18 protein-coding genes and 1 pseudogene are annotated in these 21,610 nt (G+C 63.2%); 12 read left to right on the top strand and 7 right to left on the bottom strand.

Annotated elements, in window-relative coordinates; genetic code table 11:
- Nucleotides 1–259 precede the first annotated feature (259 nt).
- The 3 genes from ACWEOE_RS38810 (at nucleotide 260) to ACWEOE_RS38800 (ending at nucleotide 2,671) form a co-directional block, all read left to right on the top strand.
- Complete coding sequence (locus ACWEOE_RS38810; RefSeq protein ID WP_326835084.1) at nucleotides 260–640, top strand: XRE family transcriptional regulator; 381 nt, start codon at nucleotides 260–262, stop codon at nucleotides 638–640.
- 139 nt (nucleotides 641–779) lie between these two features.
- Nucleotides 780–2,324 carry a transcriptional regulator gene (locus tag ACWEOE_RS38805; protein ID WP_452018272.1) on the top strand — a complete coding sequence of 515 codons (1,545 nt, stop codon included), beginning with the start codon at nucleotides 780–782 and terminating at the stop codon, nucleotides 2,322–2,324.
- Complete coding sequence (locus ACWEOE_RS38800; protein WP_452018270.1) at nucleotides 2,321–2,671, top strand: signal peptidase I; 351 nt, start codon at nucleotides 2,321–2,323, stop codon at nucleotides 2,669–2,671. Before ACWEOE_RS38805 ends, ACWEOE_RS38800 begins: the two co-directional genes overlap by 4 nt.
- On the opposite strand, the gene ACWEOE_RS38795 is transcribed toward ACWEOE_RS38800, so the two are convergent.
- Nucleotides 2,660–4,096 (bottom strand): helix-turn-helix domain-containing protein, encoded by a 1,437-nt coding sequence (locus ACWEOE_RS38795; protein ID WP_452018268.1) that lies wholly within the window; start codon nucleotides 4,094–4,096, stop codon nucleotides 2,660–2,662. The genes ACWEOE_RS38800 and ACWEOE_RS38795 overlap by 12 nt on opposite strands.
- Before the next feature lie 574 nt (nucleotides 4,097–4,670).
- Between ACWEOE_RS38795 and ACWEOE_RS38790 the strand changes: the two genes are divergently transcribed.
- Together ACWEOE_RS38790 and ACWEOE_RS38785 are read left to right on the top strand one after the other, a co-directional pair.
- A complete protein-coding gene (locus ACWEOE_RS38790; RefSeq protein WP_452018266.1) occupies nucleotides 4,671–4,865 on the top strand; it encodes a hypothetical protein in 195 nt (64 codons plus the stop codon).
- 269 nt (nucleotides 4,866–5,134) lie between these two features.
- Nucleotides 5,135–6,055: a helix-turn-helix domain-containing protein gene (locus ACWEOE_RS38785; RefSeq protein WP_452018264.1), complete on the top strand. Its 921-nt coding sequence runs from the start codon at nucleotides 5,135–5,137 to the stop codon at nucleotides 6,053–6,055.
- Between the two features lie 2 nt (nucleotides 6,056–6,057).
- Here ACWEOE_RS38785 and ACWEOE_RS38780 read toward each other — a convergent pair whose 3' ends face one another.
- The 4 genes from ACWEOE_RS38780 to ACWEOE_RS38765 all read right to left on the bottom strand — a co-directional run bounded on the left by ACWEOE_RS38780 (nucleotide 6,058) and on the right by ACWEOE_RS38765 (nucleotide 10,889).
- Entirely contained in the window at nucleotides 6,058–8,004 is a 1,947-nt protein-coding gene (locus tag ACWEOE_RS38780; RefSeq protein WP_452018262.1) for a hypothetical protein, read from the bottom strand.
- A 57-nt stretch (nucleotides 8,005–8,061) separates the two neighbouring features.
- On the bottom strand, nucleotides 8,062–8,865 hold the full coding sequence (locus tag ACWEOE_RS38775) for a TRADD-N-associated membrane domain-containing protein (RefSeq protein WP_452018260.1): 804 nt from the start codon (nucleotides 8,863–8,865) through the stop codon (nucleotides 8,062–8,064).
- Between the two features lie 555 nt (nucleotides 8,866–9,420).
- Complete coding sequence (locus ACWEOE_RS38770; RefSeq protein WP_452018258.1) at nucleotides 9,421–10,107, bottom strand: hypothetical protein; 687 nt, start codon at nucleotides 10,105–10,107, stop codon at nucleotides 9,421–9,423.
- A 143-nt stretch (nucleotides 10,108–10,250) separates the two neighbouring features.
- On the bottom strand, nucleotides 10,251–10,889 hold the full coding sequence (locus ACWEOE_RS38765) for a hypothetical protein (protein WP_452018256.1): 639 nt from the start codon (nucleotides 10,887–10,889) through the stop codon (nucleotides 10,251–10,253).
- Between the two features lie 3 nt (nucleotides 10,890–10,892).
- Between ACWEOE_RS38765 and ACWEOE_RS38760 the strand changes: the two genes are divergently transcribed.
- From ACWEOE_RS38760 to ACWEOE_RS38750, 3 genes and pseudogenes are all read left to right on the top strand, one after another.
- Nucleotides 10,893–11,606 carry a tyrosine-type recombinase/integrase gene (locus tag ACWEOE_RS38760; RefSeq protein WP_452018255.1) on the top strand — a complete coding sequence of 238 codons (714 nt, stop codon included), beginning with the start codon at nucleotides 10,893–10,895 and terminating at the stop codon, nucleotides 11,604–11,606.
- Nucleotides 11,603–12,333: pseudogene (locus ACWEOE_RS38755) on the top strand (DUF2637 domain-containing protein). The gene ACWEOE_RS38760 and the pseudogene ACWEOE_RS38755 overlap by 4 nt, the downstream one beginning before the upstream one ends.
- A 105-nt stretch (nucleotides 12,334–12,438) precedes the next feature.
- Entirely contained in the window at nucleotides 12,439–13,194 is a 756-nt protein-coding gene (locus ACWEOE_RS38750) for an alpha/beta hydrolase (protein WP_452018253.1), read from the top strand.
- A gap of 56 nt (nucleotides 13,195–13,250) precedes the next feature.
- Here ACWEOE_RS38750 and ACWEOE_RS38745 read toward each other — a convergent pair whose 3' ends face one another.
- Complete coding sequence (locus ACWEOE_RS38745) at nucleotides 13,251–14,480, bottom strand: MFS transporter (protein ID WP_452018251.1); 1,230 nt, start codon at nucleotides 14,478–14,480, stop codon at nucleotides 13,251–13,253.
- A gap of 63 nt (nucleotides 14,481–14,543) precedes the next feature.
- Between ACWEOE_RS38745 and ACWEOE_RS38740 the strand changes: the two genes are divergently transcribed.
- The 3 genes from ACWEOE_RS38740 (at nucleotide 14,544) to ACWEOE_RS38730 (ending at nucleotide 17,056) form a co-directional block, all read left to right on the top strand.
- Entirely contained in the window at nucleotides 14,544–15,743 is a 1,200-nt protein-coding gene (locus ACWEOE_RS38740; protein WP_452018249.1) for a citrate/2-methylcitrate synthase, read from the top strand.
- 26 nt (nucleotides 15,744–15,769) lie between these two features.
- Nucleotides 15,770–16,099, top strand: coding sequence for a hypothetical protein (locus ACWEOE_RS38735; RefSeq protein ID WP_452018247.1), 330 nt, complete (start codon nucleotides 15,770–15,772; stop codon nucleotides 16,097–16,099).
- Between the two features lie 360 nt (nucleotides 16,100–16,459).
- Nucleotides 16,460–17,056, top strand: coding sequence for a hypothetical protein (locus ACWEOE_RS38730; protein WP_452018245.1), 597 nt, complete (start codon nucleotides 16,460–16,462; stop codon nucleotides 17,054–17,056).
- 495 nt (nucleotides 17,057–17,551) lie between these two features.
- Here the strand turns inward: ACWEOE_RS38730 and ACWEOE_RS38725 are convergent, their stop codons facing one another.
- Nucleotides 17,552–18,892 (bottom strand): recombinase family protein, encoded by a 1,341-nt coding sequence (locus ACWEOE_RS38725; RefSeq protein ID WP_452018243.1) that lies wholly within the window; start codon nucleotides 18,890–18,892, stop codon nucleotides 17,552–17,554.
- A 699-nt stretch (nucleotides 18,893–19,591) separates the two neighbouring features.
- Here ACWEOE_RS38725 and ACWEOE_RS38720 point away from each other — a divergent pair.
- Nucleotides 19,592–21,604: a hypothetical protein gene (locus ACWEOE_RS38720; RefSeq protein ID WP_452018241.1), complete on the top strand. Its 2,013-nt coding sequence runs from the start codon at nucleotides 19,592–19,594 to the stop codon at nucleotides 21,602–21,604.
- Nucleotides 21,605–21,610 lie beyond the last annotated feature (6 nt).

The following is a 21,610-nucleotide window of genomic DNA, read 5'->3' as shown; positions in this document are numbered from 1 at the left end:
TGCGCAGGGTCCCGGTCCGGATCGCCCGGCTGACCGCGCCGCGGGAGACACCGAGAATCCAGGCAGCTTCGTGAAGGGAATGAAAGGTGATTTGCGAGTTCATGAGAAAGACCAATCTGATGATTTCAAGACTATGTTGTTAATTTCAGCTCTAAGTCGGACGTGTTTGTCCGACGCGCCGCAGCAGGGTCGCTATCCGGCGCGGTGAAAGCGCGATGAACCGCTAATCTCGGCGCTGAGGCGGAGCGCGGAGGAATACGTGACGGAGGACTGGGCTGCGGTCGCGAAGGCGATCGATATGCGCGTGAACGAGCTGGGCTGGCGGCAACGCGAGCTGGCCGAGCGGTCGCACGTGTCGCAGGCGATCGTGCGCGAGCTGCAGCACCACACGGTGGAGCGCAGACGGAGCGCGCGCACGCTCGAAGCTTTGTCCACCACGCTCGGCTGGCACCCGCAACACCTGCTGGCAGTGCTGCAAAACCGCACCCCGCCGCATCCCGACGAGCCCGTGGACGACGGCGGCGAGCTCCGCGACCGCCTCGCCGCGCTCGAAGAGCGGCTGGCCGAGATCACCGAGCGGCTGGCCGACGTCCAATCGAGCCTCGCGACGGTGGTCAAACACGTTGAGCCGAAGCGATAGCGGCGGGCAATTCGGGCTGGTGAACCAGGTGATTTGCATACTGGGAATTCAATGCCGAAACGGCCGCCCATCCCATGCACGACCAGCGCAGGACCACTGCACATCCACTGCACATTCGGCGTTAGAGGACTGCTGACCGGTGAAATCGGCTGATCAATGGACCGGGCGGACGGCGTCCGCGCTTCAAGCGGCACTGCGCCTGAGCAATGAGCGCTTCGCCGAGCGCCTCGGCATCGCCGCGCGCACCGTGGCGGGGTGGCACCAGAAGCCCGACCTGCGGCCGAAGTCCGAGATGCAACAGCTCCTCGACACCGCGCTAGAGCAGGCGACCACGGCAGAACGCGCCCGGTTCGCTGAACACGTCGGAACTACGGCCTCGGAGCCGAGTCCAACCGATGAACGGCTCTCCGCGGATCCCCACATCGGCGCAGCGCTCGAATGGCTCGACAAGCACGCCGGCTGGACACCGGGCACCGCGCGCGCTGCCGTCGCTGACCGGCTGGCGGCTCTGGACGTGCAGGACCTTCACGACCGCGGCACCCGCCGAGGATGGGTCAGCCAGCGCGGCACTGCCGAAGCACTGGCCACGTACTACGGCAGCCGACTCGACGACCACGGCCTGTTCATGGCGCGATGCGGCGATCTCGCCGTGAACACCAGCGTCCTGACCTGCGCAGACTGGCTAGACCTCGACTGTGAGTTGCGCCCGCCGTACGACGCCTTCCGCGTCCCGAAGGCCCAGCCCGAAGCGGACCTGACGCTGGACGAGCACGCAGCCGGCCGAGCCATTCAGCGGCTCGCCGAGACCCTGGCCATGAACACCCGGCTCACGGACAGCCCCATCTACCGCCTGCTGGACACGGACATTCGTGAACACCACCTCGGCGGCACGTTCGGCATGTCCCAATTCGTCCACTACGCCCTGACCGTCGACCTGCTCGAAGGCGAACTCGTCGACGCCGTCGCCGCCGGCTCAACCGCCCTGCCGCTTCGGGATCACTACTTGCCGGACCTGCGGTCTGTGCTGGACACGGGCAGTCGTCTCACCGCAGGCGGGGTCCTCGCGCTTACCGCCATCGCTCGCCCCGCGGACCCCTACCGCGGCGAGGCTGATTACCTCCTGCTCGTCCAGGAGCGCTCCGGCAACGTCCTCAACGCCGCCCGGCGCCTGGCCGTGATCCCGAAGGGCTTCCACCAGCCGCTCACCGACGTCCGCCGAGACGCACAGGTCGGTATCACGCTCCGCCGCGAGATGGAGGAGGAGCTGTTCGGGCGCCCGGACATCGACAACACGGTGACCGAGCAACTCGCCGCGGACCCACTCCACCCGACCAGGCTCACCGAACCGATGCGCTGGCTCATGGCCGAGCCCGACCGCCTACGTATGGAGTGCACAGGCTTCGGCCTGAACCTTGTCAGCGGCAACTACGAATTCGCCAGCCTGATTGTCATCGACGACGAAGAATTCTGGGAACGCTACGGGGGAGTGGTCGAAGCAAACTGGGAATCCGCCACTCTCCGCCAGTATTCGACTACCGACACCGAACTCGTCACCGAGTTACTGAGTGATGTAGCGTGGAGCAACGAAGGACTGTTCGCCATGACGCAGGGACTCCGACGCCTCGCGCAAATCGGCGGAGAGCGCGTGAAACTGCCCGAGATCGAATGGGAGATCAGCCAGTGAGCGACGGTTGGACCGCCGGCAACGCAAACGAAGACGCCGCCGACACCCGCGGCTGGCTGGTCGGTCACTTCATCGACCCGTCGCAGGGCGTCCGCGCATCCCAGGACGTGGAAGTCAAGTGGGCCAACCACCCTGCGGGCGACAAACGTCCGGAGTGGACCGCTGATGACCAGCGCACCACGCTGGTGATGCTCGTCTCGGGCGAGTTCCGCGTCGACGTCACGGGCGGCACGAAGACCATGAATCGCCAAGGCGACTACGTGATGTGGGGCGCGGGCGTCGACCATTCTTGGGAAGCGCTGGCCGACTCCGTGGTTCTCACAGTTCGCTGGCCGTCAGCCGTGTAATTCGACCGGCGGCAACGACACCCTGTCGCCGCCGATCTCTCGAAGTCGCCGAATTCCCTGAAGAAATGCGAACAGACCTTCGTTGCTCCACAATTCATCGGTGACGAGTTCGCTGACCAGCTCGTCATCGAGAGTGGAATACAGCCGGAGCCCTGCCGCCTCCCAGTTCGCCTCAACGGCGCCGCCAAATCTCGGCCAGAACTCCTCGTCCTCGATCACGACCAGGCTGGCGAACTCGTAGTTGCCGCTGACCAGGTTGAACCCGAACCCCGTGCACTCCATCCGTAGACGGTCTGGCTGCTCCATGAGCCACCGCATCGGCTCTGACAGCCGCGTCGGATGCATCGGATCCGCGACCCGCTGCGGCCCGGCCGTGTTGTCGACGTCCACCCGACCGAACAGCTCCTCTTCCAGCTCGCGGCGCAACGTCGCCCCGATCCTCGCGTCGGCCCGGTGATCAGCCAGCGGTCGGTGGAACGCCTTCGGGATCACCGCGAGACGGCCGGCACCGTTGACCACCCGCGCCGACCTCTCCTGCACGAGTAGCACGTAGTCCCGACCGCCACGGAAGGGATCGGCCGGCCGCGCGATCGCCGTCAACGCGAGCACGCCGCCGGCGCAGAACCTCCGGTCAACGTCGAGCACGTGCGCCAGATCCGGCAAGTAGGTGTCCCGAAGCGGCGCTGCGCGACTCTCGCTCAGTTCGCCTTCGAGGAGATCGACACCCAACGCATACTCCACGAACGACTCGGTGGTCACGGCCCCGCGCACGCCGTCGGCGCCGAACTCGAAGTCGACCAGTCGGTACAGCGGAATGTCAGCGATCCGAACCTCGCCCGCCGCCACGGCCGCGAGCCGCTCGACCGCGGCGTTCTGATCGAACGGCCGCTCCGGCTGGTTGGCGCCGGGCCGCAGCTTGAGCCGGTCATGCTCAGCCGTCAGCAGAAACGTGCCCTCCAACCAGCTCTGGCGACTGAAGATGGTGGTATCGACCTCAATGTCACCGACATCTGCGCCGTAGTACCGGAATCCGGCCGGCGGCTTGCCGTAGTACCTCATGAGCCTGCCGGCAGCCTCACTCCGGCCGACTCTTCCGATCGGCGCTGGCGCAGCATCCGCAGCACGCCGGCTCGACGTCCCGGCGTTCCACCCGGCGCGCCTATCGAGCCAGCCGAACGCCGACTCAAGCTCCGGCGCCGCAGAGTTCTTGCCCCCTGGGCTGATGAACCCGCGCAGCTCCGCCGTCGAGATCTCCAACAGCTTCGCCATCTTCGGCCAAAGGTACGGCGAGGGCTCGTTCTCCCAGCTCTCCCACCGCCCGACCGTGGACCGATCAACGCTGAGCGCCGCAGCAAAACTCTCCTGCGTGAACCCGGCTGCACGACGCGCTGAAACCAGCTCATGTCGTCGTTTCGTCATCGCCATAGTTCGCCGCTCCTGTCCTCTCCTGCAATCACGATATCAGGGCTCTTCGCAGCTCAAGCACCACGATGCCACATCTCTGCCGCACAAGTCCGCTACCTGTGCTCTGGCCCGCCCGCGTCGCGCAGCGTTGACTAATTTCATCAACTTCGACCAAGGTAGGGGAGGCCGTGATGTCCACCGGAGCAGCCGACCGCCCACGCATCACGTGGCACCACTGCGCCATCGACGCCGCCGACCATGCCGTCACCGACGCCGCCTTCGCCGAGGGCTTCGAGCAACGGCATGGCCGTTACCAGGCAATTTGCGGCCACCAGGTGCTGGTCGACTCATGCCTGACACCACCCGGCCGCGTCTGCTCCCATTGCTGGGCTCTCGTCGCCCCGCCCTCGCAGCAACCGACGAAGCCCCGCGCCACCCACCGCGCTCTATCGAGCTTGCGACGCTTCCGCCGTCGCCTCCACACTCCGGCCGGCTCGCAGCCGCGCCCGCCTCAACGCGCCCGGCACCCCCGCGCGAGCCGGCCGGACCCACTCGCCTCGCCGGTCCCCGTGCCGGCCGTCTCTAGGGATGCCGCATGAACCTCACCGGCAAGTCCACCGCCGACGCGATGCTGGTAGCCAGCCGCCGCAGCCTGGACGTCATCGTGCAGCTCCTGGAAGACCGCCCAGAAGTCGAACTGCTCCGCGCCCACGCATTCGAACTGGCCGACATCGCCGACCTCCTGCACTCCTACGCCGACGACCTCAACACCGCCACCACTCCCGCTTGACCGGCGCGTTGACCGCGGAGCATCAGTCGTTCGGACGCGTCACAACCTCCGTCACGGCCTGATCCGCCGCCACTCCGCCCGTCACGGCCAAACTAGCCGCCACCTGCGCAAACACCACCGTGACACTTGTGACGCGTGACGCCGAAGGCCCCTAAAACCCGCGATTCATCGCCCGCTACGGGCTCCGCGTCGGCACTCGCCGGAGTGACGTCACACCGCACCCCCACAACTGCGGCACCACCCGCAACGCCTTGAAAGGACCACCCGTCATGCGCGGCACCCCCACCATCACCCCACGGATCAGAATCCTCGCCGCCACCCTCCGCGCAGCCCGCCAAGACGCCCACTTCGGCCTCCGCGAACTCGCCCGCCGCCTCGACATCAACCCGTCGCTCCTGGCCCACTGGGAACGCGGCACGCGTACCCCGACCTCCGGCGACGTTGCTCAAATCCTCGGTGCCCTCGGCGTCCCCCGAGACCGCAAAGGCCACATGCTCGACCTCGCGCACGGCACCACCGACCCAGCTTGGATCATCCCTGGCCCGCCGACGTCACCGCAGCACTTCGCGGCTGAGTTTGCCCACCTGAGCGCCGCGAGCGCCGTGACGATCTGGAGCCCACTACTTATTCCGTCGTTACTGCAGATCCCTGACTACGCTCGCGCGGCCGTGGGCAACACCTTGCGGACCACCGACGCCCAGGCGAGGTATATCTCTCGCCTCACAGAGCGTCGAAACGAGCAACTCGTGCGGACACCTGTTCCAATTCATGTCTATCTCGGAGTCAACGCGTCGAAGGAAACTATCGACAACGATGAGACTATGTTGCGGCAACTACGGTTTCTCGCCGGTGTGGAAGCCACGACGTCATCCATGATCCTCCGGATCGTCCCGACTGGACACGGCTTTCACGCTAGCTTTGCTGGCGCCTTCAGTCTCTTCACCATAACGCACGGGGAAGCTGTTGCTCACTGCGAGGCGCACGCCGCGACCATCTTCCTAACGGACACGGATGACCTGTACAAAGAGGCTACTATTAAACTCGACAGGATCGCGTTATCTTCGCGCGACTCCATCGAGTTTATTGCGGACTGCATCACACAACTAGAGTTGGAAGTGCGAGGTAATTTTCAGCGAAATTCAGACGACTCGGTCGAAGACTTGACCAACTTTCCTTCTGATATTGCTTAGACTTATCTCAATACTCTAACACAGGGGAATGATCCGAGGTCAGGTAGCGTTGCGCGCGGCGCTGCGAATTTGGGGCCGGCGATGCTGGCGCGGCACGTATCGATCGTCTCATTCAGCGCATTTGCGCCATGTTCGTCGCCAACTTTAAAGAGAAGGGCTCGAAGCTGGATTAGTTTCCTTAGGCCCGCAACGTCGGCCGTTGAGGATGATTGACGTGCCAAGGTCGATACAATCATATCCCAATGGTGACGTGAAATAATTCGAGATCCAGATCTCGTTATTGAGCTGAAAATCTCAAGAAACGCCAAACTCTTATCGAATTGATTTCTTTTTGTCGAAAGCGCTCGGGCAGTGTCCACAAAAATCTCAGTCGGGTCTCCACTTTCGCTATACAGGTCGAGTGTTCGCACGTGCGAGGGTAGACGACTTGCGATCGAGATCGCGGCCAAGAAATGCCCTGATCGGTCGCCTTCAAACGATATTTCAAGCTCGGGTGCGCCGTGGATTTCGACGCGTAGTGCATGTCGATCAAAATAGACGCGCGGAACGGGCCAACCCAACGCAATAGCCATCATCTGAACACTTTGCTCGAGTGGCAAATTCTCCGCGGACTCCAGAAGGGGTAAAACCTCAATTCCGTCGCGCGAAGCGAAGATGATCACTGCGAGAGTTAGTGCAAGCGCTAGGATATTTCCTGCAACCACGCAATCGAGAAGCTCCGGAGCACTGATTCGGCGCTTAACATTTCCTCGATCATTAAGGATTTCAATCGAGAGATCGTCATCTATTTTATAAGATCGATGAGCTTCAGCGTTTCTAAGATCCAGATCCAAGCCTATGGTCAGCTCGTGGTGGTCATTTGATCGCAACACCCTTACGCACTCGGATGCTCCTTTGGATAAAGCATTTCTGTACCCAAAGGTGCCAAACGATGTCGCAAGGAGCGCAATTGGATGTCGCGTACTCGACTCAACTATTGCATGGGCAGATTTGACTAGGCCATCGATCGCGAGCCGCTCGTTACCGGAAGCCATGGCAAGCACATGAAGCATACTGCTGGAACGATACATTTCGCCAATTGAGCGCGAGAAGTTTTGCTGGAATATTGACGATTCAATAATCTGGTGCGAAGCCTCTTGGCTTGCTTGCAGCGCTGCTAAGGCCTTCTCGAGTATATCCACAAAATCATCCTCTTCCCCTACTGCCGAGGCCATCTCGATGGAGACCAGAACAAACTCGCGAATTGCAGGCGGAAGAGGTTCTGAAACACTGCAACGAATGATTAATTCATCGGCAAACCTCTGTCTGTTTTCGTCCGATGCGAGTGCGATCGCAGCTCCAGAGACAACCTGATCTTCGATCGGCACATCAGCGTTGGCGGACAATCGAGCCTCTGCCCGATTCCACTGATCAATTGCAGCTGAGGCAGCGTCCAAGTGGCTTTGTAGGGCTTTGCCGGCGCTCTGAGCCGCGAGCATAGACGGTGCCTCAAACGCGTCTAGTGCGGACGACCAGACGCCGATCAAGTTCTTCAATATGGTGTCTATTTGACTGTACAATTTTCGCCATGGGCGAAGCCTCGGATACGTACGAAAGGATGCTTCTAATCCAAGGAGATACCCAGTTAGCGCGCGGGCACGGTCAATCCCATGCTCGTGGTCATCTAGAGCACTTAAGAAGTCTTCGTTCCAACCGAGAAGCCCATCGAAGACTTCAATAAAAACGCCTGCGCCGACAGCGGCAAACTCGGTCGTTGCATCCGGGTCGGTATTTCTAATCTGCTGGACAACTCGCTGCCGACGTTGGACAGGAGCATTAATCTCGTGTTTCTCGGGGCGCCGTCCACAGGAAGGGCAAGGCAGTGCGAGTACTCTCTCTTTTTCCCCGCACTCACATTCTCTCTTGTCAAAAGACAACCTAAGTCCCGGTTTGCCGCGTCGTCTCGACACCGAGGCCTCCATCCGTATTAGTGCGTGGCGTGGACTAATTAAGTAGATGACTGCGCACTACTTGGCTTCTGGTTCTTTGCATCCTGAGATCCCTCGAATAATTTCGCGAACTGCCTCGGCTCGAAGTTCGCCGTCAAGCATATTTAGGAGCCTTTCCGCCGCCAATAGCTGAGAGAAAAGTAATGGTTGATCAAAGTAAGAACTTAGATGCTGGGTGGAAGTTTCGTGCATCTTGAGGAATGTGCGGCTCACGTAGCCCGCAAGAGCTCCGCCCGCCACTCCAATGATCCCGACCGTAAGCGCACCACCTAGGGAATTCGATATGCCGCTTGCAACAATCGCAATCGCGATGATAGTGAACCCCACAATGCTGGCAGCTCGACTGTTTCTATAGCTCCGCTCAGCTTGCCCAGTAGCGATATCGTGGTAAAGGTCCAATCTCTCTTGCGTTAATTGCCAAAGTGAATTTAGGTCCAAGGTCAAGCTTTCTGCTTCGCGTTGCGCAAGAAGCTTCTTTCTTGAGGATATGTCTCTGCGTATCTTGAATTCCCGTCGAAGAAAAATGTTCGAGAAAAATAGAATCGCTGAGAGCGTACCCCCTGAAATTATGAACCATATAATGAAGGCTTCGGTAGCGTAGAACTGACCAGAGGTACTTGCGTCAAAGAACCATTTTCCCGTCGAAGGAATTGATCCAAGAAGAAGTACTAGAAGGTTTGTTACGATAAATGCGATCGGCGAGATCCAACGCGTGCGGTGAAGATTTCGGCGTTCAGTTGACTGATACCAGTCATGCTGCTCGTCGAGGTCCAGGTCCTGGCGAACCGTTTCGGACGAGGAGTCAAGATCCTCCGTTGTCATTTCGTTCAAATCGCCCGACGCACCCCAACTGTTACAGACCTCTGGACGTAATAAACAGACTGGGTTCATACGAAGTTAGAGGATGCCACGAGCCGTCTCGGCCACCCTTGTCGCCGAGCGACTGCCCGCGCTGCCGCGCACTCAGCCTGCGCTTGGTGATCGGGTCGACAAGTGCCGCGGGATCAACGCCGGCGGCAATGGCTGCCTGGTGGCGCTTGAGTCGGGCCCCGGGTCCGCCAGCGATTGCGCGCGGCTTCGAAGGCGTCGGCGTGTTCCGGAGCTACGAGACCACGAAACAAGTATGAGCGCGCGCCCGCCACCCCGCTCCGCCTTACGCGCAGTGGCGAGCCCACCCGAAGACTTCGAACGCCGAGCCGGCGCTCGCGACCGGACGGCGCGTTCAAGTCGGACTCGTCGAGACCGCACCGAATGCCCAGCGGCGACGTCATCGGGATCCGACGGCGCTCATGTTTCGTCTAGCGCCCGAAGATCGCATTATCGGTCTATCGGCGCTGGATGACCTCCTTCCTTATGTCCGTTCCGGCACTGCAGAATTCAGTGCTTAAATAGGAGTCCGACAACAATACCAGCCAAGGCAATACTGGCTGCCAATGCCGACATTGCAATGGTTCTCCAGTGTCGCTGGGAATCGACACGCATTGCACGGTACTCGCTAAGTGTTACGGCGCGCACAACTGCATATGAACCCCTTGATAGGGTTATCCTACCTACAAAAAGTGCGCCAACAAGAGTCAGAATGGTGACTGAGAGAAATATCAGTGTGAATGGATTTAGAAGATCTGCCGGCATGCCGAGTAGGCTGAATCCACCCGTAATCCCCACGGCAAGGAAGACGGATTGGGAGTTCGTGTGCATGCGCTTATGTATCCACGGCCTGTCGCGAGTCAGCCTTGCTCGCGCCCAGTTATTATAGATAGCGTCAACGAGGTCTTTTTTACCAACTGCAGATGCATGGAAAGCATTAAAGGATATTTCAACATTGGAAGATTTAATCCATATATATTCTAGTTCGGCGTCAGTTAACTCCACAAGATCTTCGGGTTCTTCAAATTCTCCGCCGCCGAACCCCATTCGAGGCCGTGAGTCGGATCTTGAATCCTCCTCAAGCTCACTCACTAAATTGATTAGAGCGCGCAGGTCATCGATGGTCACAAGAACGCGGCCGAGATCTCGCGCCGCCTGGTCCCTCGTTGCATCGGCACCGAGCCTGTGTACGGTCATGAGGCAAGCCTACCGATAACCTAGAGCGCCACATGGCCCGCGGTGAGCTCACTCGGTTTGACAGCGGCAACAGAACTGGTTGAGCGACTTGGTGGCATGCGGTTGATGTCCTCACTTGAACGATCCTCATGCTCGCGTTGTGCTCAGGGCCGCGCTTCATCCGAGTTTTCAGCGAGCTGGAATGACTCGTCCTCTCTGGCCTCGCGGCGTTTTCGACGCTCTTCGCGCTCGTCTGCGCCGTTTTGTTCATGTTGATTAGCTAGCTCCGCGATGAACGCATCATAGGATTCGTCGAACTGCCGCATTCGCTGGCTCATGGCGGCGATCTTCTCGTCGCGGAGATACGCACCGAGCACCTCCTTAATTTCCCAACACATGGAGAGCCCTAACTGCCTGGGCATCCCGAGATCGTGCACGGACCACTGGGAAACCCCATCTGGGTCGCCGAGAACGTTGTGAGCAATTTTGAGCTGTTGGCGAACTAGACGGTCCGGCACATAGTAGCTGACTCGGTAGAGGGTCTGCAGGGCTTCGTCGGCACGCGCTTGACGTTCTGGGTCGACCCTTCCATTGGGATACACGATATAGGGTATCTCCCGCTCGAAGATCATGATTGCATCCATCGCTTGTGCCGCGTACTCACTTCCGCGGCGGTGACGTTCAGACTTCAGCTTGAAGGTGTCGCTAAGCCTGGTCAGCGACCAGCCGAGCGCCGTGCCCACGAGCGTGCTGGCGGGAGCGAGCAGAACTTCATCGCCGCGGTCCGCTGCGTGTACCGGCACGCGGTGGACGACCAGATTTTGCTCGAGACGGAGAACCCGGCACGGCGCGTGGCCAAGCCTCGCCGCCTGCCGTCGCTGCGGCACGCGCTGCACGAGCCGCTGCTGGTCGAGATCAACCATGTCGCCGCGTCCACCGGTGATGACCCGGAGCTGGACACGCTGCTGCTGCGGCTGCACACCGAGACCGCCTGCCGCCGCGGTGGCGCCCTCGCCCTGCGGCCGCGCGACCTTGACGAGACCCAATGTCTCGTGTTGCTGCGGGAAAAAGACGGCACCAGCCGCCTGCAGCCGGTGTCCCGCACGCTCATGGCCCAGTTGCTTGCCCACGCGGCCGAGCGGGGTGCGACGCATCCGGACGGGCCGTTGCTGCGGTACCGGACGGGGGAGCCGATCACCAAACGCCGCTACGACCACCTCTGGGACCGCCTCGGCCGCCACATCCCCTCGGTGCGGACCCAGAACATCTCCACCCACTGGCTGCGCCACACCACCCTGACCTGGGTCGAACGCCACTTCGGCTACGCCACCGCCCACGCCTTCGCCGGCCACGCCGACGCCTCCGACAGCGCCACCATCACCTACATCAAAGCCAACCTCACCGACGTCGCCACCGCCCTGCAAACCCTCACCGGCGAACCTCACCCCCTCGCCCGACACGCCCTCACAGAACCGGCCAGTGTGCCCGTTTCCTTGCCAGGAAAGGCGGTTCGGGCATGACCCGTGTCATCCGTTGGCTCGCGCAGGACGTCGCGCTGTCCATCCAGTGCGTCTGCACTGGTCTGGTCGCCCTCGGCGCCGCCTACGCGTCCTACCGGCACGGCCGCGAGTTCGCGCTCCGCTTCGGCGCCGACACCGTGACCGCGTCGATCTGGCCACTTTGGTGGATGGTCTGCTGACCATCGCCACGGTGGAGCTGTGGAAAACCCACCGGGGCGGGCGTGCCTCGGTCCGGTGGGTTGCGTGGCTGGCGTTCGTGTTCGGCATCTGCCTGTCACTCGTGGCGAACATCGGCTCAGCACCGATACTCAGCGTGCTGCAGGTGACCGTCGCCGCATGCCCGCCGCTGGTCCTGCTCCTCGCGGTCGAATTGCTCAACGGCGCCCTCAAACACCGTACTGAGACCGAGACCAGCCTCGAGACTGCCCGGGGGGAACAGCAGCGAGACGAGAGTGGTCTCGACGGCACCCGCCATGCCGAGACCGGTGACGTCGTCCGCCTGCTCTCCGTTCCCGCCCCTGACGCTCAGCTCGACGACAGCACTGCTGAGCGACGCATGTGGGCCCACTACATCAGCCAGACCGCCGCAGGACACACGCCATCCGGCGCGGAACTCGATCGCGTGGCCGGCACACATAACTACGGCCGACGAATCCTGCGCCAATGTCGCGCAGCCAACAAAATCCCCCGACATCCACAACTCACCACCGCAGCCACCGCCGACTGACGACACACCCAGTGAGGTCGCCGCGAACCGTGCGGCGACCTCACTGGCGGCGGTCTTGATTCCGCGAAACGTTCGGTGACTCAGCTCCGAGCGCCAACAGTGAGTGTGAGTTCGTACCCCCGGGCATGGCTCGCGAACTGGGCGACTTTGCGCCTTGATCGGCCCGGTCACGGCAATTCGACACCGTTGCTGTCCGGACAACCGACCGCGCCGGTGTTCGCGGACGCGCTGGCCGCGCTGGTGCGAGGCCTCGCGCGGGGCAACTACGGAACATTCGAGCGAGTGGTACTCGTCGGCCACAGCGCCGGTACGGCGCTCGCGCTCTATGCCGCTCAACTCCACCCCGACCTGACTGACGAGCTGGCGGGAATCGTGCTCACCGGCATGGTGCACGCGCCCGCCCTCGCCGACGTCGCCGTGCCGTCGGAGGTCGTGCATCCCGCGAACGGCGAATCGCGGTTCGCCCACCTCGACGACGGCTGGATCACGACCGTACCCGGTCGGCGAGCCGGCCTGTGGTGGTCGCCGGCGAGCCCCGCCGAACTCGTGCGCCGGGACGAAGACGCCAAAGGCATCTGGTCACCCGCCGAACTGGCCGGTGCCCGTGAACTGTGGGTCACCCCGGTCGCCGTACCGGTGCCGCCGGTGCTGCTGATCGCCGGACAACAGGACGAGTCGTGCTGCCCGGCGGACGCTCGCGCGGGGCGATGCGGAGATGATCGGGCCCTGTTGGACCACGAGCGACACTACTTTCCACCAGGGACCCGATTGACCACACGTCTGGTCCCCGGCTGTGGACATGTCCTCTCGCCAGTCGCGGAAGCCTCGCACCGCATCCTCGAGTGGCTGGGAGACCTATAGCCGGAACCGCGCGGCGAAGGCGACTCCCGGGCTCCGCGTCGGCTTCGGAGCAATGCCTACTTTGCCTCGTGCACAAGGAGGCTTTCGCGGGTGGGGACAAGGGCAATGGTGGCAGCGGTGAGAGCCGCTGCTGCGCCGAGCAGGAGCTGACTGCTGACGGTGTTCTGAAAGGTGGTGGCTGTGAGACTCCCGAGCGGTGTGGCTCCATAGGTCAAGGCTCGAAAGACGCCAAGGACCTGGGCTCGTTGGCCAGGGCTCGTGGCGAGCTGGCGCAGGTTCATCGCCTGGACGGCCCACATCGCCCCGAATGCGCTTCCCACGACCATTACGGGTGCTATCAGCCAGGGCGAGCCCAGTAACGGACTGAGAAACAGCAAAGCCCAGCCGACCCGGGTGAGCCGCATGACGACGACGGCTCCGAATAGCCGTTCGGCCCGGCCGGTGAGGTAGGCCCCTGCTCCTGCTCCAGCACCGATGAGGCCGGTGAGCACTCCATAGGCCGCCGGTGTGAGGCCGAGGCCGGTGCTGGAGTTGGCGTAGACGGCGAAGACAGCCAGATAGATGCCGTTGGCGATGCTCGTGAGAGCGCTGATGGCGATAGCGGCTTTGAGGATCTGGCTCCGGCCCACGATTCGCAGGCCGCTCCGCAGGTCGACCTTGCCCCGGACGCCAGGCCGGTGGGGCCAAGGCTGGCGGACAGCGGCGATGCACAACGTCGATACCCCGCAGAGCACGCCGGAGAGCAGAGACGATGCCGATGGCGAGAGCGCGTAGGCCAGACCTGCGATGGGGGGTCCGAGGAACTGGTAGAAGACCCGAGTCGACAACGACAGCGCGCCGTTCGCGTCCGAGAGCCGTTCGCGGTCGACGACTTCGGGGACAAGTGCTTCTGCCGCACTGTCGACGAAGGTTTGGAGTACCCCTGAGGTGAAGACAGCGACGACGAGAATAACGGCGGAAATGTGGCCGGCGGCGCTGATGACGCCGACTGCGAGCATCGTCCCCGCGCGCGCGAGGTTGGCGAACTGGATCACGCGGTGCCCGTCCATGCGGTCCACGACCAATCCTGCGGGGATGGCCGCGACAAGCCAGGGAATGGTCGCCAGGGTGAGCAGGATGCCGACGAGTGCGGGGCTTTCCAAGGTGTGGATGGCGAGGAGCGTCGCGCCGATAGTGAAGATGCCGTTGCCGGTGTCGGAGAGCGCGGTCGAACACCACAAGCCGAGGAAACGTGGCCCGAGTCCGCCTCCGCGTCCCTGTCGCGCGCCCCTGTTCGCTTTGGCCATGTGCCTACTCTGGCCAGATCGATCAACGTTGTCAACGTTGATCGAGGTCACTATGGTCCTGGTATGGACGGCGAGTGGATGACCGCGGCCGAGGCCGCGGATCGGCTGGGCGTCACCATGCGCACCCTCTACGCCTACGCGAGCCGGGGTGTCCTGACCTCGTGGCCCGTGCGCGGCGGTGGCGGCCGTCGCTCCCAGTACGAACGAGCACAGGTCGAGGCACTCGCCGCCCGGACGGCGAAACGAGAACGCGCCGGCCAGATCGAGATCCGCGTCGAGACCGCGGTCACCGACCTCCGGCCGACGGGCGCGCTGGCATTTCGCGGTTACCCGATCGAAGACCTCCTGGACCGGAGTTTCGAGGACGTCGCGGAGTTGCTCTGGACCGCGGATCTACCGTCTGGCCCGGTTTCCTGGCCGAGCGCGAACCGGCGGGAGATCGCCCGTGTGCTCACCGCGCTTCCCAAGACCGCGGGGGTGCTCGACCGGATGAGCGCGGCAGTATCGGTCCTGGGCATGGTGGACCCGGCACGACACGACCTCGGACCGGGCGCGGTCGCCGACGTCGGCAGGCGGCTCATCCCGGCCATGGCCTCAGCGATTTCGGCGCACCCAGATCCGCACCCGGCACCAGGATCGGTCGCGGCCACCATCACCGACAGGCTCGCCCGCGTCGACACCCTTTCCTCGGCACCGGTCGACCTGGCCCTGTGCCTGCTGGCCGATCACGAGCTTGCAGCGTCCACCTTCACGACCCGGATCGCCGCCACCACCGGCGCGGATCCCTACGCCGTAGTGGACACCGGAATTCAGGCCATGCGAGCGGTCGACCACGGCGGGACCGCCCGCGACGTCCACCGAATGCTGCGACGGTGCGCGGAATCTGGACTGTTCACTGTGGCCTCAGACGATCGGCGCGCGGGTGCGCTGCCGGGGTTCGGGCATCCGGTGTACACCGGCTTCGACCCCCGGGCCCCGCATCTGCTGGCCGCTCTTGAGCGTGTCCACGCGGGAAGCGACCGGCTGGATCTCGTGCGGTCGGTACTGGAATCGGCAACCCGCCGCGGCCTGCCCAAACCCAATGTCGACTTCGCACTCGGCGCATTGACTTGGCTCCACTGCTGGCCTGAGGAAGCTTCGACGGGATTGGTGGTCGTGGCCAGGACAGCAGGCTGGCTCGCCCACGCGGCCGAGGTCTACGAGCGGCCGTCGCGGATACGGCCCCGCGCCGTCTACATTGGATCGAGAACCCGTCGCGGCTGAACCGGGGCGACAATGCACTACTGCTGGTGGCGAGAGATGTGTGCGCGAAATATTTCTCAATCATGTTGGGTGGTTTGGCAATGGAAGAAGAACCGCAGTACGTGGACGACGGCGAGGTTGTTGTCGGTCCTGACGGCCGCAGGTGGACGTTCGTCACAGGATGGCTTGAGCCTGACGAAGTTCGACGGATCGTCAAAGCCGGTGCCGTGCTGGCGGTGGACGAATGTTCCGGGTGGCGATGGGATGTTTCCCTCGACGATGAATTGATGAAGCAAGTCGTCACGAGCGAGATGTCGCATAAACTTGCCAGGGGGAAATACCCGGAACACGTGATATTTGCGCCCACTCTGTGGTGAAAAGACGGGGGCGTGGACGCTCTCGTGGTTTTGGGTGAAGAGGTTCCGAACCGGAGGAAGGTTATCGAAGAGCGGCGGGAGCCGTTCAAGTTCCCCTTCGACGATCAGTGACAATGGGCGCGGAGTTCTCTGCGGCCGGGCGTTCGGCGAAGGTGCGGCCGCCGACGGGCCGGACCGGTGCGGCAAGAGCGGGCTTTGCGTCCGTGCGGGGAGCCCTGAGCTTGTTGTTTAACCTGTGGGGGCGGTGGGTGGACCCTGGTCATGGGTGAAGCCCTTGGGTGATCATTCCTTCTTGCGACAGTCGGAAGATCAACCCAAGGGCAGGGAAGATCGAGTTGCCAAGAGATAGGCTATCCCCACATGCTCGAAAGTACGTTTCCCCTCGGCGATGACTGGAACAGGCTTCGGATAGATGCCACCGCGGCACTGAAGGAGCTCCTTGAGCAGCTTGAAGCGGGAGATTCCGCGCAGGACGTCTTCGACGCCTACCTGCGGGCGAAACCTCTTACGGCTGAAGCCATGCAGGCCCGAATGCGGCGGCATCTGCCCGAGCGATGCGAGACGTTTCACGATCTGCGTCAGAGGCTCGGTGCGGAGATCATCCGCCGCTACGAAGACTTCATTCCCGATAGGTATCTGCGCGTGCCCTATGGGAGCAGGACGCACGAAGAACTCTTCAGCGTGTTCTTCGAGCACCGGGGCATGCCAGTTCCCGCTGCGAAGCTTCGTATCGTGACAGCAGATTCCGTCCACACAGAGCGCCGAACCCGTGAGTTGCGTGAGCTGGGGCTGGATATCGACGCCACTAAGGCGAACGGAGAGGATGTCTACGCTCTATGCTCGCTGGAGATCGACATCGATAAGATTCGGTCAATAGTCAGGAACAATGTGGAGAAGGACAAGAAGAAGCTCCCGGCGGACGACCGGCGGCGCTACTTGGAGGCCGTCGAAGACTGACAGCGGACCGGGTCCACTCCGCGGCTGCGCTGTCGGTGGTGGCACGTGAGCTTCACGTGCCTGTCGATGCATGCACAGGTGGGAGCCTCATATCGCACAGGCCGTGACGAGTCCCCGTGCAGACGGCACAGGGAATAGGTCGGCGCCTTGCGCACACCGACCCTCCGCATGACAGGCATGGGCGGATGTCTCGCGGGTGGCCGCGAGGACTCGTCAACGTTCAGAGTCTGGTCGGCTGTGGAAGCCCTCGCGAAGGAGTTCGCTGAACGTCAAAGTGGGCGGCTAGCGGTGTCCAACTCGTACCGTGGAGGCCGCACAGGTCTTAAGCCAAGCAGTCGAAGTGAGGCGCGGGGTGGCTTCGGGTCCAACTAGTGAGAACCTGCAGGTCAACTGAGGAGTTGCAGGCGTGTAGATAGTGTGCAAGATCGTCCTCGGACACAGTATTACCCCACGGATCGCGGAACGCGATCTTGGGGTTTCTGACTCGTGCGGGGCTCAGGTCGAGTTGATCGTTTCGAGTCGCCATCCGGTGTTGTCTAAGATGATCAACCTTCCTGAGTCCCGTAGCTCTGCTGCGACGCGACTGCTCCGTGTTTGGTCAGGCTCGGGCCTGGTTTGACTTTCGGTGCTTCGGTGACCGACGTGGATGTTGATCTGTTCGATGAGATGGTCTTCGCGAACGTACAAGGTCTTCGGCCGGGGTTGGGTTGCGCCTTGAGCGCTGGTGTGGCCATGACGGCAACGGTAGGTCGGGCGCCCATGGTTCCAGTGAGAGTCCAGACGTCGGTGGCAAATGCCGCAGTGGATCATGCCGGCGAGTGCGAACTGGCGAGGCCGGTTGTCTCTGGTCGGTCGTGGTGCCCGGATCTGCTGCGCGGCGACGAAATTCTGCTCGGTGACGAGCGGTGGATGTGCGCGCTTGGCCGATAGTGCTGGTGTTGAGCGGGGATCGGTGGACCCGTTGGCGCGGCGGTTCCAGGTTTGGCGTCCGGTGTAGCGGGGGTTGGCGAGGATGACGGCGACGGTGCGCAGGGTCCAGGTACTGCGGGTTCGGTGGCGGTTGCGGTCGGGGTCGGCGCTGGATGGGCAGGGGATGCTGCGGTCGTTGAGGGACCGGGCGATGCTGGCGACGCTGTGTCCGGCGAGGCGTTGCTGAAACATCCAGCTCACATGGGGTGCGGTGCGTGGGTCAGGCGCGAGGCGTTGGAGTCGTCGGCCCCAGCGGGCGTCGGCGGGGTTGGGGTGGGGTCCGGCGTCGACGAGTTGGTAGCCGTAGGGTGGTCGTCCGCCGAGGTAGCGGCCTTGTTGGGTGGCTTGGTTGTGCATGGCGGCCAGCACGCGGTGGCGGGTGCGCGTGACTTCGCGTTGCGACTGGGTCGCTAGCAGGGATAGCAGTGCTCGGTGGTCGCGGTTGCCGAGGTCCACGGGTCCGGCGGTTTCGGGTAGCCAGAGCTGGATGCCGTGTCGGGTGCACCAGGCGTAGATCGTGGCGAACTGGTTTCCGGTGAAGGCGCGTTCGTATTCGCCGATCACGATCGCGTCGACTGCGGGGTTCGGGTCGGTGATCGCGGCCATCAGTTGGGCGGCTTGAGGGCGCTGCGGCCACGGGATGCGGCGGGAGGTGCCGGCGTCAAAGTAGTCCGCGATGATTCGGCCGTGGCCGGTGATGAGGTGGTCGGCCATGTCGTGTTGCCAGCCGTGGGAGGACACGCGGTCTTGGTGGCGCAGGGTTGAGGTGCGGCCGTAGAAGGCGAACCGCAACCCGCCGTCGGGGTGGGGTGGGGAAGAGGGCCTGGTGGGTCTGCCGGTGGTCATCCACTGCGCGAGCACGTCCACCGTCGCTGCTGAGGATGGCGCTGACCCGGGCAGCGGTCGAGGAGGGGGCACGATGAACCGATGCACCAGTTCCGGGGCCATGACGGTGCGCCTGGCTACGTTCGCCCGAACAGCGCAGCCGAGACGCCGGCGACGAGGGTGTATAACGCCGTAGCCATCGCCGTGTGTGGCTCTTTGAACTCGACGCCTTGCCCCTCGTCTGGTCACAGGGATTCGACCGGGCTTGTGGCCAGGGACGGCAGCGCGTTGCTGGCTGCCGGTGCAAGTGGTGGTGTCGGCTCGACGTTGGCGCTGTCCGGCGTCGTTGGTCGATTGCCGCCGTTTCGGGGCTGGCCTGGGTGGTGATCGCTCGGAAGCCTGGCTTTGGGTTTGCAGGTGCCGGGGCCGGTTGCCCCGATCGGCCGGACAGTTCCGGTGAGCGGAGGGGCCATCACCGCTGCGTCACTGGGCTTGCGTGAAGCTGTCGCCCCGTCGCAGCGGAGTGCGGCCGGCGGTGGCTCTGGTCCGAACCAGATTGAAATTTGGCTTACTTTGTCTTATTTGCGCTTTTATTGCTTTCGGTGTGTGTTGCGTTGCACAGTCAAGATCCGTTGAATACGCCGCTTGGTCTATTTCCGTGGGTAATGCTGTTTGGCAGAGTGCTCTCGGGTTCGTCGGGGGCCCAGCAGGTTGGCTGGTGCTCTTGGCGAGGGGAACGTCGTGCGTTCTGTTGGTGTGCGTTGGCGCGCTGTTGTCGTGACGGCTGCGGTTGTGTTGAGCTCTGTGGCCTTGGTGCAGCCGGTTCTCGCGGCACCGGCTGCGAACGTCCCGGACTCGGCGCCAGACGAAGCGACGGCGACGGCGTACGCCCGGGCGGGCGATAAGCAGGTCGAAGTCTCGTCGGAGACCACGGAGACGTCGAAGACGGTCGCGAACCCTGATGGTTCGTGGACGTTGACCGAGTACACGAACCCCGTGCGGGTCAAGCAGGGCACGACCTGGACCCCGATCGACACGACGCTGGAGCGAAGACCCGACGGTTCGATCGGTCCGAAGGCCGTCGCGGTGGACGTCAGCATCAATCCGGGCGGCGCGGGTTCCGCGACGAAACCCATTGTCCAGGCAGGAGAAGACGGCACCGCGGTCGGTCTGAAATGGACCAATGACCTTCCGGAACCCACTCTCTCCGGGGACACTGCCACGTACTCCGAGGTTCTTCCGGGTGTCGACTTGACAGTCAAGGCGGCGACCGAGGGCTACACCGAGAATCTCGTCATCAAGACCCCCGAAGCGGCGCAGAACCCCCAGTTGCGGGACGTTCCGTTCGGGCTCTACACCCAGAACGCGACCGTGTCGGTGGCCGAAGGCGACGGGCGTGGCACGCCGGCCCAGACTGCGCCCACGGACGGTCTGGAAGTCAAGAACTCGAGTGGCGACGTCATCTTCGCCGGTGACGCCTCGAGGATGTGGGACTCCTCCGGTGAGGGCTCGGCGGCCGAGCAGCAGCTGGGCGAAGGTGGCGGCCGGCGGGAAGCGGTCATGGACTTCACGCTCACCTCGGACAAGGTGACAATCAGTCCGGACGAGGCGTTCCTAGCCGACCCGAAGACGAAGTACCCCGTATCCCTAGACCCGGATAACTGGTGCACCTCCTGCGGGATCCAGTCGCACGTTGTGGTGCAGTCCGGTTTTCCCAACGCGCACAACTGGAACGCGTCGACGGGTGATCTTTCGAACCTGAAGGCCGGGTACGAAGATTACGACAGTGCGGGGAAGTCGCGGTCGTACATTCAGATGAACACCTCGCGCCTGGGCGGCACGGTGATCAAGTCCGCGACCTTGAACACCACGATCCAGCACAGCTATAGCTGTACCCCTCAGCCGACCGGCCTGTGGATCTCCAATCCCGGCAACAGCAACACGACCTGGAACCAGCAGCCGAGCTGGCCGTACTGGGTCTCGGACATGAACGTGGCGAACTGCCACGACGCACCGAACGTCGCAGGGCAGTTCGACGCACTGAGAGCTGCGCAGGACGCGGCGGCGAATCACTGGCAGAGCGCCTGGTTCGCGCTCGCGGCGCGCGACGAGGGCACCACCGCGGCGTGGCGCCGGTTCGATCTCAACCCGTATTTCCAGGTGGACTACGACTCCTACCCGAACACTCCTGCCAACCTGTCGATGCAGAGCGGCACGGGAAAGTGTGTGCAGGGCGGGAGCCGGCCGTGGGTGGCCACGAAGACGCCGCAGCTGGCCGGGTCGGTGTCCGACCCCGACGGCGGGACGCTGCTGGCCGGATTCAAGGTGGGCGCCGGTACCGCGGGCAGCAGCACGAACGTCCACGACAACAGCGCCACGCCAGTGACCGTCGGGACACCGGGTCCGAACCAGGCGGCGACCGCGCAGCTCGCGGCTGTCCCCAGCGGGTGGATCGCGGGGGATGGCGTCTACAACTGGTCGATGGAAGTCAGCGACGGCCAGCTGTCGTCGCCGTGGGTGGGCAACTGCGAGTTCACCGTCGACTCGGCGGTGCCGCGGGCGCCGTCGGTGACCATGACCGGCACGGCGCCTGAGCACCAGAACGACAGCGTGCACTTCGGTGTGTCGGCGAGCATGGCCACAGCCGGGTTCTACGACATCGACCTGTTCCGTACCGGGTTTGATGGAGACATTCAAGCCTGGATGATGAGGAGCGATGGCCCCACCGAAGAAGTACCCAGACGAGCTGCGTGAGCGGGC

The sequence above is a fragment of the Amycolatopsis sp. NPDC004368 genome (genome assembly GCF_053602515.1).
Note: the sequence above shows the minus strand (reverse complement) of the source record. Positions and strands in the feature narration are given on the sequence as shown.

Bases quoted from the DNA above. Each gene is read 5' to 3' on its own strand.
- ACWEOE_RS38745 (WP_452018251.1), bottom strand. From the start codon at position 14,480: ATGGCCAAAGCGAACAGGGGCGCGCGACAGGGACGCGGAGGCGGACTC.
- ACWEOE_RS38740 (WP_452018249.1), top strand. From the start codon at position 14,544: ATGGACGGCGAGTGGATGACCGCGGCCGAGGCCGCGGATCGGCTGGGC.
- ACWEOE_RS38795 (WP_452018268.1), bottom strand. From the start codon at position 4,096: ATGGCGATGACGAAACGACGACATGAGCTGGTTTCAGCGCGTCGTGCA.
- ACWEOE_RS38790 (WP_452018266.1), top strand. From the start codon at position 4,671: ATGAACCTCACCGGCAAGTCCACCGCCGACGCGATGCTGGTAGCCAGC.
- ACWEOE_RS38785 (WP_452018264.1), top strand. From the start codon at position 5,135: ATGCGCGGCACCCCCACCATCACCCCACGGATCAGAATCCTCGCCGCC.
- ACWEOE_RS38730 (WP_452018245.1), top strand. From the start codon at position 16,460: ATGCTCGAAAGTACGTTTCCCCTCGGCGATGACTGGAACAGGCTTCGG.
- ACWEOE_RS38770 (WP_452018258.1), bottom strand. From the start codon at position 10,107: ATGACCGTACACAGGCTCGGTGCCGATGCAACGAGGGACCAGGCGGCG.
- ACWEOE_RS38775 (WP_452018260.1), bottom strand. From the start codon at position 8,865: ATGACAACGGAGGATCTTGACTCCTCGTCCGAAACGGTTCGCCAGGAC.